Annotated in this window: 16 protein-coding genes; 3 read left to right on the top strand and 13 right to left on the bottom strand. The window is 35.5% G+C overall.

All coding sequences use genetic code 11. The annotated features are described in order from the left end of the window. Nucleotides 1-396: 396 nt before the first annotated feature. Together folE and AsAng_RS04295 are read left to right on the top strand one after the other, a co-directional pair. Nucleotides 397-1,095 (top strand): GTP cyclohydrolase I FolE, encoded by a 699-nt coding sequence (folE, locus tag AsAng_RS04300; RefSeq protein ID WP_264791556.1) that lies wholly within the window; start codon nucleotides 397-399, stop codon nucleotides 1,093-1,095. 518 nt (nucleotides 1,096-1,613) lie between these two features. After that, entirely contained in the window at nucleotides 1,614-2,048 is a 435-nt protein-coding gene (locus AsAng_RS04295) for a hypothetical protein (protein ID WP_264791555.1), read from the top strand. 72 nt (nucleotides 2,049-2,120) lie between these two features. Here the strand turns inward: AsAng_RS04295 and AsAng_RS04290 are convergent, their stop codons facing one another. The 8 genes from AsAng_RS04290 to AsAng_RS04255 form a co-directional block, all read right to left on the bottom strand. Next, nucleotides 2,121-2,918: a hypothetical protein gene (locus AsAng_RS04290; protein WP_264791554.1), complete on the bottom strand. Its 798-nt coding sequence runs from the start codon at nucleotides 2,916-2,918 to the stop codon at nucleotides 2,121-2,123. 91 nt (nucleotides 2,919-3,009) lie between these two features. Beyond that, nucleotides 3,010-3,411: an OsmC family protein gene (locus AsAng_RS04285; RefSeq protein WP_264791553.1), complete on the bottom strand. Its 402-nt coding sequence runs from the start codon at nucleotides 3,409-3,411 to the stop codon at nucleotides 3,010-3,012. Nucleotides 3,412-3,477: 66 nt separating this feature from the next. Further along, the gene (bshB1, locus tag AsAng_RS04280) at nucleotides 3,478-4,194 is read right to left on the bottom strand and encodes a bacillithiol biosynthesis deacetylase BshB1 (RefSeq protein ID WP_264791552.1); all 717 of its coding nucleotides are present in this window, start codon (nucleotides 4,192-4,194) and stop codon (nucleotides 3,478-3,480) included. Between the two features lie 112 nt (nucleotides 4,195-4,306). After that, on the bottom strand, nucleotides 4,307-6,259 hold the full coding sequence (locus AsAng_RS04275; protein WP_264791551.1) for a T9SS type A sorting domain-containing protein: 1,953 nt from the start codon (nucleotides 6,257-6,259) through the stop codon (nucleotides 4,307-4,309). A 364-nt stretch (nucleotides 6,260-6,623) separates the two neighbouring features. Beyond that, nucleotides 6,624-7,358, bottom strand: coding sequence for a DUF4197 domain-containing protein (locus AsAng_RS04270; protein ID WP_264791550.1), 735 nt, complete (start codon nucleotides 7,356-7,358; stop codon nucleotides 6,624-6,626). A gap of 127 nt (nucleotides 7,359-7,485) precedes the next feature. Beyond that, nucleotides 7,486-8,013, bottom strand: coding sequence for a dihydroneopterin aldolase (folB, locus tag AsAng_RS04265; protein ID WP_264791549.1), 528 nt, complete (start codon nucleotides 8,011-8,013; stop codon nucleotides 7,486-7,488). Nucleotides 8,014-8,091: 78 nt separating this feature from the next. Continuing rightward, nucleotides 8,092-8,793: a formylglycine-generating enzyme family protein gene (locus tag AsAng_RS04260; RefSeq protein ID WP_264791548.1), complete on the bottom strand. Its 702-nt coding sequence runs from the start codon at nucleotides 8,791-8,793 to the stop codon at nucleotides 8,092-8,094. Between the two features lie 81 nt (nucleotides 8,794-8,874). Beyond that, on the bottom strand, nucleotides 8,875-11,016 hold the full coding sequence (locus tag AsAng_RS04255) for a S9 family peptidase (RefSeq protein WP_264791547.1): 2,142 nt from the start codon (nucleotides 11,014-11,016) through the stop codon (nucleotides 8,875-8,877). 581 nt (nucleotides 11,017-11,597) lie between these two features. Between AsAng_RS04255 and AsAng_RS04250 the strand changes: the two genes are divergently transcribed. Further along, nucleotides 11,598-12,476, top strand: a complete 879-nt coding sequence (locus tag AsAng_RS04250) for a TraB/GumN family protein (RefSeq protein ID WP_264791546.1) — start codon at nucleotides 11,598-11,600, stop codon at nucleotides 12,474-12,476. Between the two features lie 22 nt (nucleotides 12,477-12,498). Here AsAng_RS04250 and AsAng_RS04245 read toward each other — a convergent pair whose 3' ends face one another. From AsAng_RS04245 to era, 5 genes are all read right to left on the bottom strand, one after another. Further along, complete coding sequence (locus AsAng_RS04245) at nucleotides 12,499-12,702, bottom strand: YwbE family protein (RefSeq protein ID WP_264791545.1); 204 nt, start codon at nucleotides 12,700-12,702, stop codon at nucleotides 12,499-12,501. A 5-nt stretch (nucleotides 12,703-12,707) separates the two neighbouring features. Further along, nucleotides 12,708-13,988 (bottom strand): DEAD/DEAH box helicase, encoded by a 1,281-nt coding sequence (locus AsAng_RS04240; RefSeq protein WP_264791544.1) that lies wholly within the window; start codon nucleotides 13,986-13,988, stop codon nucleotides 12,708-12,710. A gap of 136 nt (nucleotides 13,989-14,124) precedes the next feature. Further along, a complete protein-coding gene (locus tag AsAng_RS04235) occupies nucleotides 14,125-14,958 on the bottom strand; it encodes a hypothetical protein (protein WP_264791543.1) in 834 nt (277 codons plus the stop codon). A 21-nt stretch (nucleotides 14,959-14,979) separates the two neighbouring features. Beyond that, a complete protein-coding gene (locus tag AsAng_RS04230) occupies nucleotides 14,980-15,339 on the bottom strand; it encodes a hypothetical protein (RefSeq protein ID WP_264791542.1) in 360 nt (119 codons plus the stop codon). A gap of 24 nt (nucleotides 15,340-15,363) precedes the next feature. Continuing rightward, nucleotides 15,364-16,266: a GTPase Era gene (gene era / locus AsAng_RS04225; RefSeq protein ID WP_264791541.1), complete on the bottom strand. Its 903-nt coding sequence runs from the start codon at nucleotides 16,264-16,266 to the stop codon at nucleotides 15,364-15,366. Between the last annotated feature and the right edge of the window lie 184 nt (nucleotides 16,267-16,450).

Genomic DNA, 16,450 nt, shown 5'->3' with positions numbered 1-16,450 from the left:
TTTAACTTCTTTTTCTCATTTCGTATAATAGTGTACTATAAATTTTCCTTTTTTAAGGAAAAAAACTGAAATGATACTATTTTTGTGTTATTTATTAAATTAATACTCTGTGTATTTCTATCTTTTACTTAGTAGCTTTGCTACTGCATGTTTTGTACAGAGTAATGTTAAATTTTAATTATTTTTAAAATTACTCATTTCGCTCTTTTAACGCATAAAAGTTTCTTTTTGATGAACACATTTTTTTTTCTATCGTTAAAAGTATAATGAGTAATGCATACAAACTTACTGGGTATTTTCCCAATTAACTACCACCAAAAAATATAGGTGTTATGTTGTATAAATTTTATATTTTCAAAAAATAGGCTTTAACAAGGTCTATACAAATTGTTTCCAATGAAGAATGGTAAAACTCCAATCCTAGACAAAAAAATGATCGAAATTTATGAAGAAATAGGCGATCAACACATTCTTACCTCTCTAGATACACCTATGCGTGCTGACGCATTTGAGCTTTCTGATGAAGAAAAGATTGATAGGATACAAAAACATTTTCGTGAAATTATGAACCTCTTGGGGCTTGACTTAACAGATGATAGTCTTAAAGGTACACCATATCGTGTCGCAAAAATGTATGTTAAAGAAATTTTTAGTGGTTTAAATCCTGCTAATAAGCCTAAAATTGCTCTTTTTGACAACAAATATCAGTACAATGAGATGTTGATTGAAAAAAACATCCTGTTACAATCTACCTGCGAACATCATTTTTTACCTATTTATGGTAAAGCCCATGTTGCATATATAGCAAACGGAAAAGTTATTGGGCTATCTAAAATAAATAGAATTGTACAATACTTTGCTAAACGTCCTCAAGTACAAGAGCGACTCAGCATGCAAATCCTCGAAGAATTAAAAACAGCTTTAGGTACAGATGATGTTGCTGTTTATGTTGATGCCAAACATATGTGCGTCTCCTCTAGAGGGATAAAAGATATTTCTAGTAGTACAATTACCACGGCATATAGCGGAAAGTTTAACAATCCCACTACCAAAAAAGAATTTTTAGCGGCCATTCATAATCATCAGGATTACTAAGTGATAATCATTGGTCAACTTAATTTGTATATTCTTATTTATAAATAGGTATTAATACTTTATCAATACCTAAAGTCATATTTCATAGGTTATGAGGTCTTTACCAACAGATAATAGATTTAATTTCCTATGAAATATGAAAAAAAATTGGATATTTATAATAAATAGTTTCAATTTTTGTTGAAATTATATTATATTGGTGATAATACAGTTACAATGTCCCACATGTATTGTATTATATCCTAAAAGTTAATTTTGTGTTTTCCCCTTCTTTGTTCCTATGTTCATTTTCTAATAGGGCACAACCTTTTAGGCATTTTTTGTAAAGCTATGTTTACTAGTGCTTAACTTCAACCACTGCAAAATTTTATTTTCTTTTAACACTGTTTTATTATGAAAATAAATAGCAATTACGTAAATTTACAACATATTAAAAATCAGCAAGTTAAAATAAGGCACGAATTTTATTATATCGTAGGGTATAACATGCACATCAAATATTCCATAATTCAATCAATATGAAATTTTCCTCAATTACCAATATTTTAGCTTTTATATTTTTTTTCACAATTACCATAAGTTGTAATGAATCCGTCATTGATAATTCATTTGGAACAACTATTTTAGATACCATGTCTAATGAAAAGCTAAAAAGTAGTACAAGAGCATTTCTAGAAGAATCTGAAAAAGCAAAAAAAATAACATTTACAGTTATCTATAATGGTGATTTAGAACAAATGTCTACCCAAAAAGATAGTAAATTTAAACTATTGTTGGATACTTATGGATTAGAGATTACAGATCCATTTGAGATTGACGAAGAACATAAAGGGATTGTATTGGTTCCTACTACTGCTTTGCCCCTACCAATTGAAATTGGTAAAGAAATTTCTCTTCTGGATGAAGTTTTGATGGTAGAAGTTGATAATGTTAAGAAAGATAGTATTTCCTAATAAAATAAACCTGCCCCCTTTTGTCAAATTGAGGGCAGGTTTTATACTTTGCGTAAAAAATAGATTCTAATTCTAATAAAAGCGAATATCCTCTTGTGTTTCAGGAGTATAAATATAAATAGGAAGTGTTACTCCTACACGAAAGCCGATTAAAATATCAATTCGATCTTTATTGTCTACTTGTCCTGTATCAAAATTATACCCTCTTCTATTTTTAGTAAAAGCCTGCATAATATCAAAACCTCCAAAGAAATTCAATAAGCGATTTTTATCCAAATGACGGTAACCAATATATTGGCGCATAGCAAAACCTGTCGTCATTCGATCATACCCTTTTTTATACTCATCAGATAGAGCAAAAATATCTCCTCCCAAGACTTCTATCCGAACCCAATGCTGCTGATAACCTCCCTCAAAACGTACCTCAATCCCTGAGCGCTTATATTTTTTAAGTACGGGAATTAGATAACTTACACTAGCTCCTAGAAAAAAACCACGTTGTCCTAAATGAACATCTGACAATTGCCCAAATCGATCTATAATAGAACCTTCTTCTTCTCTAAGGTTTGCGACAACATCTGTTTTTAAATCGTCTACAAACTGATAATCTCCAACCAATCCAACTGCAAAATTGTTTGAAAAAATATATTGTATCTTCCCTGCTAATGAAAAGTTATATTTAAAATTCTCTGCCATGTCTGCAAATGGCAAATGAACCCCGTAGGAAAAATCTACCAAAAAGCCATTTGGAGGTTTGGTGTTTTCATCAAAAACCTTGTATTCTTTTCTTCCCTTTCTTTTTTGGGCAAGTAAATCTTGTGTCTGCCCCAGTAGGCAGCATAAAATCAGCAATCCTAATAAACTGCGCATAATCTTGTAATTAATAGTTTTATAATAGTCTCTATTGATAGCAGTTGGGGAATTTTTTATATCTGTTGGTTATTCTATTACTTTCTTCAAATCACCAAACAAAATCAACGATTTGTTCAATATCTGGATGTATGCTTTGAGCTACAGGGCAAGATTTTGCCGCCATTTCTAAAAGTTCTTGAAAATTGCTCTCTATGCCAATCTTAGGCATGGAAATCTTCACCTCTATTTTTGAAATTCTTCTAGGATTAGAAGCCATTGTTTTGGTGATTTCTGCTTTGGCTCCTTGGATGTTAATTCCTTTTTTGCTGGCACGAATTCCCATTATAGTAAGCATACAAGTCGCTAAGGCGGTAGCAACTGTATCCGTAGGAGAAAAAGCTTCCCCCTTTCCATTGTTATCTATAGGAGCATCTGTAATCATAATTTCTCCTGACTTAAGGTGTGTAGCTTCTACCCTCAATTCGCCTAAATAAACTGCATTTGATGTCATCTGTTTTAAAAATTTATTAGAAGTTGCTATTTTACTATTCGCTCGCAAACGAATTGCTTTAGATTGTTATACCAAGTCAAAAATATTGTTTACCCCAATGGTTCTCGCTACCATAAAACCTTCCCCATAAGCAAATCCAGCAGGGCGACCATACATTGCATTTTTGCCCTTAATGGACTCCAAGAAATCCATTCCAGAGATTGGCGTTTTAGGCTCTTTTGAATTAGGATCGTAAAACTGAGATTTATAAGCTTGAATAATTTCAATTTTTCGGTCCATATAAGGGCTTATATCCACTACAAAATCTGGTTTCAAATTATGATCTTGAATATAATGATAAACTGCTTTGGGTCTCCAAGCCTCTTGTGCTTCCTCTTCCCACTCTGTCTCAATTCGACGAAGACCTGCATAAAAACAAGCATCAGCAGTTAATTTAGCCGCTCGTCCATGATCGGGATGACGATCAGAGATTGCATTCGCCAAAACAATTTCAGGGCGCATCAAACGAATGATTTCTACAATTTTAAGCATATTTTCTTTGGTGTACTCAAAAAAGCCATCCTCCATTTCTAAGTTTCCCCTTACCACTGCGCCAATCATTTGAGAAGCATTTTCTGCTTCTTGTAGACGAATTTCTGCCGTTCCCCTCGTTCCTAATTCACCACAAGTAAGATCCAATAACCCCACTGTTTTTCCCATTGCAATATGATGCAATAACGTTCCACAGCAAGATAATTCTATGTCATCGGGGTGTACACCAATTGCTAAAATATCTACTTTCATGTTCTTTTTTTCTAGTTACTTTTATTCATTATTCCATTGTCCTCAAAACAGATTTTGCTGCTTTACGAACAATATGAAACGGTGCAAAAATATATTTTTGCACCGTTCTAGTCTAGTGTTTTATAATTTTTTGTTGCGCAATCGTTTTCCCTTGCTCATTTCTCAATGTCAAAATATACAAACCAGTGTTCCATGTTCCTAAATTAAGTTGTTGTTCGAAACCAGCTGTATAAACGATTTGTCCTAGTGCATTGTGAATACTGATGGTATAGCCATCAACTTGTTCGTAATGCTCTAATTCTAAATTTAAAATGTCCTTGGTAGGATTTGGATAAATCGTCAAATTATTAGTCGCTTCTTCTAATCGTTGAACAGGAATTAGCGTATAATTGCTATCAGGAGACAACAAAGGACGAATCATAACGCTACCACTAACGGTTGAATTTGTCCAAGTAGAACCAACTCCAACCCAAGTTTTGTCTTTATTGTCTGTACTTCGATCAAAACCAACAGGCACATTTGTACCAATTGATTGTTGCCAACCTACATAAAAAGTTTGTCCAGCATGTAATGGGATCAAAAATTTATCGCCATTATAATCGACTAAATCTACAAAATAAAACCCGTTAAATCCCCATCTATAACGCAAATGGTGCAAATCTCTAGAAAAAACTTCTGAATCATTGGACAAGCTATCTACCCAAACTTTGATATTTACAAAATCTCTTTCAGCATCTCTATTTCTAAAGTAAGGCAAGTGAATATAAATACCTTGAAGCGTATCGGTTACCTCTGCTTTGTATTCTACTGCTATTTTAGTTCCTAATCCTTGAGCAATGATGCGAGTTTCGGCGGTTCCATCGTCATAAGCAAAATAATTATCCAAAACCGTCTGTGTTCGAGTTGTATCATTGGGCTCAAAAATAGGATTACTTTGAAAACCAGATGGATTTAAGATCGTGTAAGTGGTTTCCAAAACTGTTTTCTCGATTGGGTTGAATGTAGCATAGTTATTCACAATGGTATGCGTTAAACTATCATTCGTATTAGGACTTGGTCCATAAGCTCCTACAGCAGGAATCCCTTCTACCAACAAAGAAGTAGTATTGGGGCTGATTTCATTGACCGTACATTGTCTATCCAAGGTAGCAACCTGACTATGGTTGTGGTTATAATTCTGGATTTTCAACGTTGTTCCCCAGCAAGTTGCAGCATCAAAATGCCTCCAAGGCATTGCGGTCAAGTTATCTTTTAATGGAGAAGAAGCTCGATGTGTAAATGCTACATCCGCATAACTACCATATGTTGGGTGCAAGGTATCTGCATTATTGGTTCTATTCTCATCCAACATCACATAATCCAAGTGCCAATGATCGTTGTTTCCCGCAATAGCGGCTAAATTTCTAAAACGAAATTGAAATCCATCGTATAGAAAATAAGTACTGTCTATTGCTATATATTGCTGCTCGAAAGGAAGAATAACATTAGAAGATACCGAATCGGCTACCCCTTCTTCTTCCCATACTCTTACCCAAACATCGTTGATGTCTTTAAATTCTAGGATAAAAGAATCCTGTACTTCAGGGCGATCCGACAAGCCTTGTTTTTGGTAAAAGAAACTCAAAAAAATAGCATCGTTGCTCGTTTTTCCCGACAAATTAATATGCTGTGAAGTTAAGGTATCGGCAGGTTTGCCCAAAGCTGGAGATGACAGCGCATCATAAGGAGAACCATTAGGCGATAGCCCATCAAATGTTGCCACTCCTACCGAAGGAGGATTATAGGCCATATCAGCATTAATGAAAACGTGATTGTCTTGCCAACGACTGCAATTAGGATAAATGTTGGTTGTTGCAAAATCATCAAAAAATGGCAAGGTCAAGGTATCGGTGGGACAAACTTGGTTATTTCTAGCAGCACTCAAAGGATGATCTTTTAAATGTTTTAGAATAACAGGGTTGCTTTCAAGTGGTACTAAACTTAGTTGTTGAGCATTGCTACGATAAGTATATAACATTAAAAAACTCAACAAGTACAACTTGAAAAATGCTTTCAAAATGGTCATAAATTTTTGTTCTGTTTGTTTAACCCAATACTTCCGTGGAAGTATCTATTATTAAAAAAAGTTTGTATGCTACATCAACTTTAATAATAATATCTTCCCAACCACAGTCCAACCTGTTTTATTGGGTAGAGGTTTCAAATTTTGAATTCGTCAAATTTACAAAGAAGTTATGCAAAAAAAAACTTGAAGCATTATTCTCTATAAGCAAGGACATTTTTTTACCTTACAAACGAGAAGATACTTCAAGTTGTACAGCGAAAGCTATAATTTTAAGACTTTTTTTTCGTCATTTCATGGCTTGGTTTTCAATTTCGGCTCTATTTCAATCCATAAAACACAAAAGCCCAACCTCCAAAACAACAAATTATTTTTTGTCTTGCATTCCAAATACCTTTTTAAGCAAATCAGTTACTCGCTTAACGGGATCTTTTCTGATTAATTTCTCTTCTTTTTCAATCATGTGAAATACCCCATCCATTGCTTTGTTGGTTACATAATCGTCCAAATCTGGGTTGATTTTTTCTACAAATGGGATTCTATTATAATTGGTCATTACCGTTCCCCATGCATCAGAAGCCCCCACTTGGTTGAGCGATTTTTTGATGACAGGATTAAAGGAAGTAAACAAAGCAGAAGAAGTAGATTTTCTGAGATAATTGGTGCAAGCATTATCGGCTCCCATTAATATGTTCATGGCATCATTTACCGTCATTTTGGTAATTGCGTTGATAAAAATATCCTTCGCTCCTTTTGCGGCATCTTCAGCAGCACGATTGATTTTTTCTACGGCCAAATCTACAATTTGTCCTGCTCCAACATCTCTCAATGTTTTTTCTACCTTTTGAGCCTCTGGCGGAAACAATACCTTCACGGCTGCATTTTTGAAAAAACCATCTTTTACTGATAATACATTCACTCCATTTGAAGTCCCTTGTATTAGGGCTTGCTTTAAGCCCGAAACAATCTGGTCGTTGCTTAGACCACCACCACTACTTGAACTACTGCCCAAAGTGGTATTAACAATATCTTGTACTGTATCGCAGTTAGATAAAGAAAATGCTGTTAAAAAACAAAACATCCAAATAGTAATTCTTTTCATTATTCTTAGACTATTATGAGTTATTAAATTATAAGTACATTCCTTGTTAAACCAAAAGCACGCCAATCTAAAATTAAGCTTTTATCCAACACTCAGATTTTAGGTAACCAAATAAAGCCCTTTACTGCTAATCTTTTCGAGCCTTAATAAAATGAGGAAGCAAGCAATTATAACAAATATTAGGCCCAAAGGTACGGGTTAATGTTGCCCGTGTTTCAGGGTAAATCTGTCCATGTTTGGTCCAACAATCTCCATGATGATGAGAAAGAAAAGGACGTTTACATTTATTGCACTGAACCACATAGCTTTCTTCTAGCTCTATAAAAGCTCGTTGTACACTAGCCCCCAAAGGAGGATGTTTTTTTGTCACTCGAATTTTAATGGCTTGTACGGTCTTGCAAATACCTATTATTTTCTCAATGATTCGCCTTGCTATGGCTTCCAACAATTTAGAGTTTTTTTGCATTTCTACCTTCACAATACGATAAATTGTTTCATAATTAATCGTAACATCCAACTCATCGTTATAGGAAGCTGCATCAAAATCGGTATCCAAATATACATCAATAATATAATCCCCTCCTATTAATTGTTCCTCTTCATAAAAGCCATGATAAGCATAAAACTCCATCCCCTCTAAAGCAATTAGTCCCATATTAATTATTGCGTTTTGTGCACGGTATCGTGGCTTTGGTTCTCAGCCATGAACGATACGCCTATTAGCGGTTATTTTTTATTTTTTTGAGTTCATTCCTATTCTGAATCCTAGGTCATCTATTTTAAACGAGAAAGGATGGCTTCTTCTTCGAGTTGTTGCCATAACACTCCTTTCTTGGTCGCACCAACCGCCCCCCCGAAAGACACGATAGGTTCCGTAAACCGTTTCATCATAAATATCTGAACACCATTCCCAAACATTTCCCAACATATCATAAAGCCCCCAATTGTTCGGTTTTTTTTGTCCCACTGCTTGAGTTTGATTATTGGAATTGTCTTTAAACCAAGCAATTTCATTTAATGCTCCATGCCGAATATCTTTCGTTCCTGCCTGACAAGCATATTGCCATTCCGCCTCTGTGGGCAATCGAAACCCATTGGCTTCAGAATTCAAGGCAGCAATTCCAGTTGTTACATCAATGGTATAGCATTTATCCTTTCCGAAAGATTCTGATAATTCATTGCAAAAATTTACTGCATCAATCCAAGAAACAGTCTCAATTGGTAGTTGATCCCCCATGAATGTTGAAGGATTATTGCCAGTTACTGTTCTATACAATGCTTGCGTTATTGGAAACTTAGATAGTTTAAAACAATCAATGTTAACCGACCAAGTTTTTTTGGTTCGATCATCTCTCATATCAACCGTTCCCCTCGGAATGGTCACTAACAAGTCATCAATTATTGCTTGATCTATTTTTTTATGGATCGTTCCCATGTCTTTTCTCAGTTACTCAACGGTAAGTAACCATTCGCTAAATACGCTGTACTTAGCGAATGGTCTATATTTGTTCTTTAATTACTTAGCTAGTTTTTCATCGATATAAGTCAAAACCTTATTCATCAAGTGAATTCTATCCTTTCCTCTTACATTGTGTGGATGCATTGGATAAGGGAAAAAATCCATTAGGATACCATTATCAACAAAGGCTTGAACAAGTGCTAAATTATGTTGCATAACAACAACATCATCTACCGTTCCGTGAATCAACAAAAGGTCTCCTTTTAGATTTTTTACATAATTTTTAAGTTGTGTTTCTTTATATCCCTCTGGATTTTCTTCTGGTTTATCCATATAACGCTCGCCATACATCACCTCATAATAATTCCAGTCGGTTACAGGTCCACCAGCAACACCTACCTTAAATACATCTGGGTATTTTAGCATCAACGAAGTCGTCATAAAACCACCATAAGACCAACCATGCACCGCCATTTTATCGGTATCAGCATAAGGCAGTGTTTTTAAATAATCAACACCTACCATTTGATCTTCCATTTCATTCTTACTCAACTGTCTATGGATTACATTTTCAAATTCAAGCCCTCTATTAGCAGACCCTCTATTATCCAATGTAAAAACCAAATAACCTTTGTTGGCTGCATGATACATCCACAAGCTAGCACTAGCCAACCAACTGTTTTTGACCATTTGTGCATGAGGACCACCATAAACATAAACGATAACAGGATACTTTTTAGTTGGATCAAAATCTGCTGGTTTGATCATACGAGCCTGCAAGGGGGTTCCATCTTTAGCTTTTAGGGTAAGCAATTCTGGTTTAGCAATTTTATAACCTTCATAAGGATTTTTAGCAATATGCAAGGTATTTTTAGTCTTTTCTTTTAGGTCAATAATACGAGAAATATGCGGTGTCTTAATATCAGAATAATTGTCAACCACATATTTTTTAGAACTACTCAAAGAAAAGCGGTGGATACCATCTGTTTGCACCAATCGCTTAGACGCTTTCCCTCCTGCCAACGGAGCAGAATAAAGCGTTGTATTCAAGCCAGACTCATCGGTTCCCGTAACCAAGATATTTTTGCCAGTATGATCTAACCCTAGAATATTCAAGGTTACCCACTTGCCTTTTGTTACTTGTCCAAGGTATTTTCCATCCGTATTAAAGCGGTGCAAGTGCATAAAACCATCACGCTCTGACCACCACAAAAATTCCTTGTTGTTACCAGGAATAAACCAAACAGGATGTTCTGGTTCAACATATTTGCTGTGTTTTTCTTCAAATAAGGTCTTGATAAAATCTCCTGTTAACGCATCATATTTATTGAGCCAAGCATGATTTTGTTCTCTGTTTACAACAGCAACATAAACAAATTTCTCTTCTGGTCCCCAGCCCAAATTGGTTAGATATTGATCCTTTGGCCCTTTTACTTTTAAATAAACTGTTTTATTGGTTTTTGTATCATAAATACCAATGCTCGCATATTCGCTTTTTTGTCCAGCCATTGGATATTTAATTGTTTTCAAACTTCCTGGTGTGGTACTGATGTCTAGCAAGGGGTAATCTGCTACATCAATTTCATTCTTTTGATAAAAGGCCAAAAACGCTCCATTAGGCGACCAAAACGTTCCTTTGCTTATCCCAAATTCATGACGAGCAATCGCTTGTCCGCTAACAATATTAGCATCTTCAGATGTTGTAACCGCAACTTCATCCCCTTCTTTATTCTGAATCCACAAATTATGATCCTTTGTAAAGGCAACTTGTTGAGAAGCTTTGTGATAATCTATATTAGCAGCTTTTGGCATAGAAACTACGTTCTTTTTAGTAATTTTGTTTCCTGTCAAAAGCATTCCAAATAGCTGCCCTCCATATTTAAAACTAAATTCACGCTCTGCTTCCCAACGAATAAAAGGCATTGCACTTAATTCTTCGCCAAGCGCTTTGTTCAAAGCATCTAGATTAAATAACTCCGTTGCCTCTTTTGAGCCTACTTTTTGTGTCATTATCTTCTTAGCATCCTCCGAACGAAAAGTAACCACATCCCCTTCTGCTCTCCAAACTAGGTTACTAATATGTGTTGGATAAAATTGCCTCCATTGTCCAATTACGGCATCTTCCAATGTTAACTCTTTATCTTGTGCTGTAACTTCAAATGCTATGAATGTTACAATAATTATCCATAAAACTCTCATCTTAAGTAGATTAATAAATTAAATAATGGTTCCCCAATACAACTAATTGGCAGATTTTCAGCTAGTACTTTGTATGCTTATTTATTTCGTTTTTTTGACGTTTTTTTATCCAATCAGAACAATGGCATTCGCTATATTGCCTCACGAAATTCGCCCATTAAGTAAGTATGAATAAAACAAAACGGAAGCAACAAAATAACATTCACAAACTCCCCCCATGCGCAAATCGAATAAATAATGCTGATTTCTTATGGTTAATATTTCGATCAATTTTGTTAACTTTATACTTCACAATCAACTCAGCCATTCAGGAAATTTGATTCAACACAAATGTAGTTTTTTATTCATAGTCTTTGAATTAATACTTCGTCCATTTTCTTTTTTTTATAAAAAAGAAAAAAATTTCTCTATCAAAAGAGCATTTTTAGCGCCTAAACATTCCCAAACTATACCAGTAGGTCTACTAAAATGGAGCATGATGAATCGTTTTAACATAAGTGGTCACGCTCATAAACGAGCCAACTGAATTCGCTATTACTTTGTGATATACGCCCCTACCACGTACTAAAAAAACATAAGATATGCGATTTTATTTATTTTGTATATTTAGCCTATTGGGGGCAAAATGTAGCCATGCTCAGTTTAACCATACCATTTATCATACCGTTCTATGGGAAGTCAAGGACACCGTTCATGATAAAACTTCTTATATTTTAGGTACTTCGCATGCTTTTGGAAGCAAATTTTTTCATACCATGTCCACAGCCTACAAAAAATTAAAGCAGGCCGATTTAGTACTCTTACAAACGATTGGCAATGATGCTAATCTTTGGACTGTAGTAAAAGACAGGGTTGATAACCCAACGTTGGAAAAGTTATTGAATAGAAGTGAATTGCAATTTATTGCTGAAAAATTTCAAGGCAAGCCGTATCAAAAACTTCATTTGCACGAACTCGATTTATACCTTAGTTTAGAATATTTTAGAGATGTCTGCGAAGGGTGTAGCGAACGAGATGATTTTCGGAATATGGATACCTATATAGAGAATTTGGCAGCAATGTATAATATCCCAACCAAAGGATTTGAAAAAGGAGAAGATCGATTTAAGCAGCTCAAAGAAGAATATGTCCCTCGAAATTCTGAAATTCTTCAAATTAAACGTCTCAAAATTTTGATAAAAGGACTTAAATCCAACCACCATACCTTGGAAGATGAATGTGACTTTGTCATGGACTATCGAGATATGGAACTGCCCTTTGCGTTCAGAGATCCATGCCCTACGATTTATCCACTTATAACGGAACGGAATAAGCAGTGGGCTGACTTGTTACCTCAATACTTGGAGGAACACAACTGTTTTGTAGCTATTGGTTGGTACCATCTACGCTACGACTGTGGTTTATTAATGCAATTATTAGACAAGGGTTTTGAAATTCGACCTATTGATATGTGGAACTAAGTACACAGTGTTCTAAAAAAACTTATTCCCCATCGTCTAAAATTTCTTTTACACGCCCCACCTCACCAGTATCTAGGCGTACTTTTATGCCATGTGGATGAAATTTGCTTTTGGTTAGTATATTTTTAACATAGCCCTCAGTCAACAATCCCGTAGCTTGATCCTTTTTTAGCACAATAGCTACTTCTGCTCCTACCTTTATATCTGTTCTGTTCCGTCCGTCCATTCTACTTATTTGTTCTTTGTCTTTTGCGACTTATTTTTTGAATTTCTATTGCCTGTTTTTTTTCTATAATTAGTCCCTTTAGAACGGTTGGCATTTTTATTCTTGTTGTTGTATTTCTTTTTTCGCCCACCTCCACGCAACTTATATTCTGGACCATCACCCAACGCTTGAGGAAGTCGTATTTGAGGAATTTTTGACTCGATTAATTTTTCGATTCTAGAAAATTTATACATATCGTCCTCATTCACCAAGGTCAATGCAACCCCTGTAGTAGAAGCACGAGCGGTACGTCCTACCCTGTGGACATAATCAGCAGCATCGCCTGGAACATCATAATTGATGACCAAATTAATGTCTTTGATATCGACCCCACGACTCAATATATCAGTAGCAACAAGAATACGAACCGTTTTTTGTTTAAACTCCAGCAATACTTTTTCTCGACTATCCTGATCCAAATCAGAAGAAATTCCAGCGACAGAATAGCCCTCTTTTCTAAGCGAACGAACAATATCAAATACCTTTCGTTTGGTAGACGTAAAAATTAAAATTCGCTCATACTCTGGTTTATCTGCCAACAAACTATGAATCAAAGGTGTTTTTTGATGATCATAAGTTAGATAAGCTGCTTGCAAAACTCCTTCAGCAGGTTTATCTAATGCAATATTAATCGTTTGAGGTTTTGTCAAAATCTGGTTGGCTAAGGTTCTAATTTTGGGTGCCATAGTAGCACTAAACATTAGGTTTTGGCGTTTTTTGGGCAAATAAGAAATAATTTTCTGTATATCCTCCAAAAAGCCCATATCCAGCATTCGATCAGCCTCATCCAAAATCAGATGTTCGACATTTTCAAACTTTACATATCCTAAATTCAGATGAGAAATCAACTTCCCTGGAGTGGCAACAATGATATTGCTTCCTTGGGTCAAAGCTCGTTTTTGTTGTGCAAAATCATCACCTCCACTACCTCCATAAACAGCAATAGAACTAACTCCTACAAAATAGGCAAAGCCCTGTACCTGTTTTTCAATCTGAATAGCAAGTTCTCGTGTTGGGCAAATCACCAGTGTATTGGTCTGGGGAGTAGGATTTTCAGCAAGTTTATTAAGGATTGGTAATATAAAAGCCGCTGTTTTTCCAGTACCAGTTTGTGCACAAGCAATTAAATCTTGCCCTTCTAATATAAGTGGTATGGCTTGTTCTTGAATAGGTGTTGCATTCACAAAACCCATATAGTCTAAGGCATCTAATAAATCGTAATCTAATTCTAATTCCTCAAATGTCATTTCTCATTAATATATAATACACGCAATTCCTTGCTTCAAAAGTAAGGGGTCTCTTTATCTTAATACTTCAAAAGTAATATTTTTTTCCATAATGCGCTAGGTTTTTTTTTTCTATTGACATATAAACAATCCTTAACTATCGAATAACGCCTACAGGAATCTGGTATTTCTTAATTCCCTGAGCTTGTATAAATTCAATAGGTTGAGAAGGAAAAGCAGCCCCTTCGCTCAAATTTACCCATTTTGCCGTACCACTTTCTGTTTTATTGTGCATAACAACATTGGGCGAAGAAGTCACAGAAAAAGGCAACCAGTTTTCTAATTTGATCTGATTATTGGTTACCAATTCTTTTACAGCCCAAAAGGGCACATATTCTCCTTCCGAGTAAGTTCCTAAGTCATAATTTCTAAACAACAAAGAACTTCCTGCTTCTATGCAAAATGCTCGAAAGCTCTGATTGAGCTGTCCATGATAAATCAACTCAATTAATGTTTGATTCATTTGACCATAGCCCTTCGCCAAGAAAGGAGGATTGGCTTCTGGGTTCACCCGAAACCGTCCATCCTTAGGCATTTCTTTTTCTCCCGAAACAGGCATTAAATACCACATGGCTTGTTTATGGTTGTTCTGAATGGACAACTTAACCTTTTGTCCCTGAACAGGTCTTTCTTCCGTTATTTTTTCCTCTATGTTCTGATAAGAAATGATAGACAAGCCCATTTCCTCCTCCTCCATTACCTCTTCTGGCAAGCTCCGCCCCTTCAACTCATCCACCCCTCCCTTATCATCCATAGAATTGTTCTTCTCTCCTATCAATCCTTTACTTTTTGTAGCGTTTTCTTGTTTCGAGGATAAGTCCTGTTTCTTTTTCTTAAAAGGTGCATCTGTAGCAGCAGGATCAGATTGACTGGCGCAAGCACACAATTGAAACACAAGGAGCAAGCAGAACAAACGGAAAATCAGTTTCATTTTTGGGCATTTTGCAAACAATTAAAAAATAGGCGCAGGAAGATGCCTTGAGAATTCCCATCCCCCTTTATCTGCCGCCTCTTTTATCATCCATGCCGTATCAATTAATGCCGCCTCTTCGGCTTCGTTTTTTCCAATAAAAGGAGGTAAAACCAATATAAAATTGTCTGCTATACTCAAATTCATAGCAGTAATCAACTGCATCGCTTTATCAACTGCATCTGGTATATCTTTGCAATTTGCTATCGTAAAATCACCTTTTGAAAGCACGGTAGTAGCATCCGTATGTACTCCCAATCGTACTTGAAAATTAGATTGAATCCCAGAAGGCATTAAAAATAAAATAGATTGAGCAATTAAATTTAATTGAGGTGTTGGCATTTTTTCTGTATTTAACAACAAATCTTATTCTTTATATCCAAAGCTCTTTAGCATTTTATCGTCATTTCTCCAATTGTCTTTAACCTTGACAAATAATTCCAAGTAGATTTTCTTGTCTAAGAATTTTTCGATGGCATAGCGAGCATTGATTCCTAATTTTTTTATAGCGGCTCCTTTCTTACCTATGATAATGTTTTTTTGGCTCTCTCTACCTACAAAAATCGTAGCATGTATCCGCACCAAATTTTTCTTAGGATTGGGATCTTCTTGAAAAGCATCCACGACTACCTCACAAGAATAAGGGATTTCTTGGTAGTAGTTCATTAGAATTTTTTCTCTGATAATTTCAGAGACAAAAAAGCGTTCTGGGCGATCCGTAAATTGGTCTTTTGAATAATAAACAGGACCAATCGGAAGATTATCTAAGATAAAGCCAAAAAGTTCTTCCGTTCCTCTTTTGTGCAAAGCAGCAATTGGAATAATTTCCTTAAAATTAGCCTTGTCTTTCCATTCCACTATTTTCTTGAACAAGGTTGGTTGATCAATTAAATCAACCTTGTTTAATACCAAAAACAAAGGCACTTCCACTCCTGCTAATTTCTTAAACAAAGGGTTATCGTTGTCATAAGTTTCTGTTACATCTACCACCAAGACCATAATATCAGCGTCTTTAAAAGAAGTCGAGACAAACTTATTCATACTAGACTGCATCTCGTAAGAAGGATCCTTTATAAACCCTGGAGTATCTGAGAAAACAACTTGATAGTCTTCATCACTTACAATTCCAATAATACGATGACGAGTCGTTTGAGGCTTGTTGGTAATAATAGACATACGCTCCCCAACCAAAGCATTCATTAACGTAGACTTCCCTACATTGGGACGCCCAATAATATTCACAAAACCTGAACGATGCGGCTTTTCCATTTATCTTATTTTGATGTATTTAGTTACTGTTTTTATTCTACATTATTCCGTCAAAAACCCGAACCCAGCTATGCTGGCTCACGAGTGATAACGAACCGACCTCAGGGAGCTCATAAGCGCTAGCGCACTAGCTAACCTAGCAACGCAGTTAATCAACGGAATATTAATTCTAAATACACTGTAA

Origin of the sequence: Aureispira anguillae (assembly GCF_026000115.1) — a bacterium.
Lineage (GTDB): Bacteria > Bacteroidota > Bacteroidia > Chitinophagales > Saprospiraceae > Aureispira > Aureispira anguillae.
Note: the sequence above shows the minus strand (reverse complement) of the source record. Positions and strands in the feature narration are given on the sequence as shown.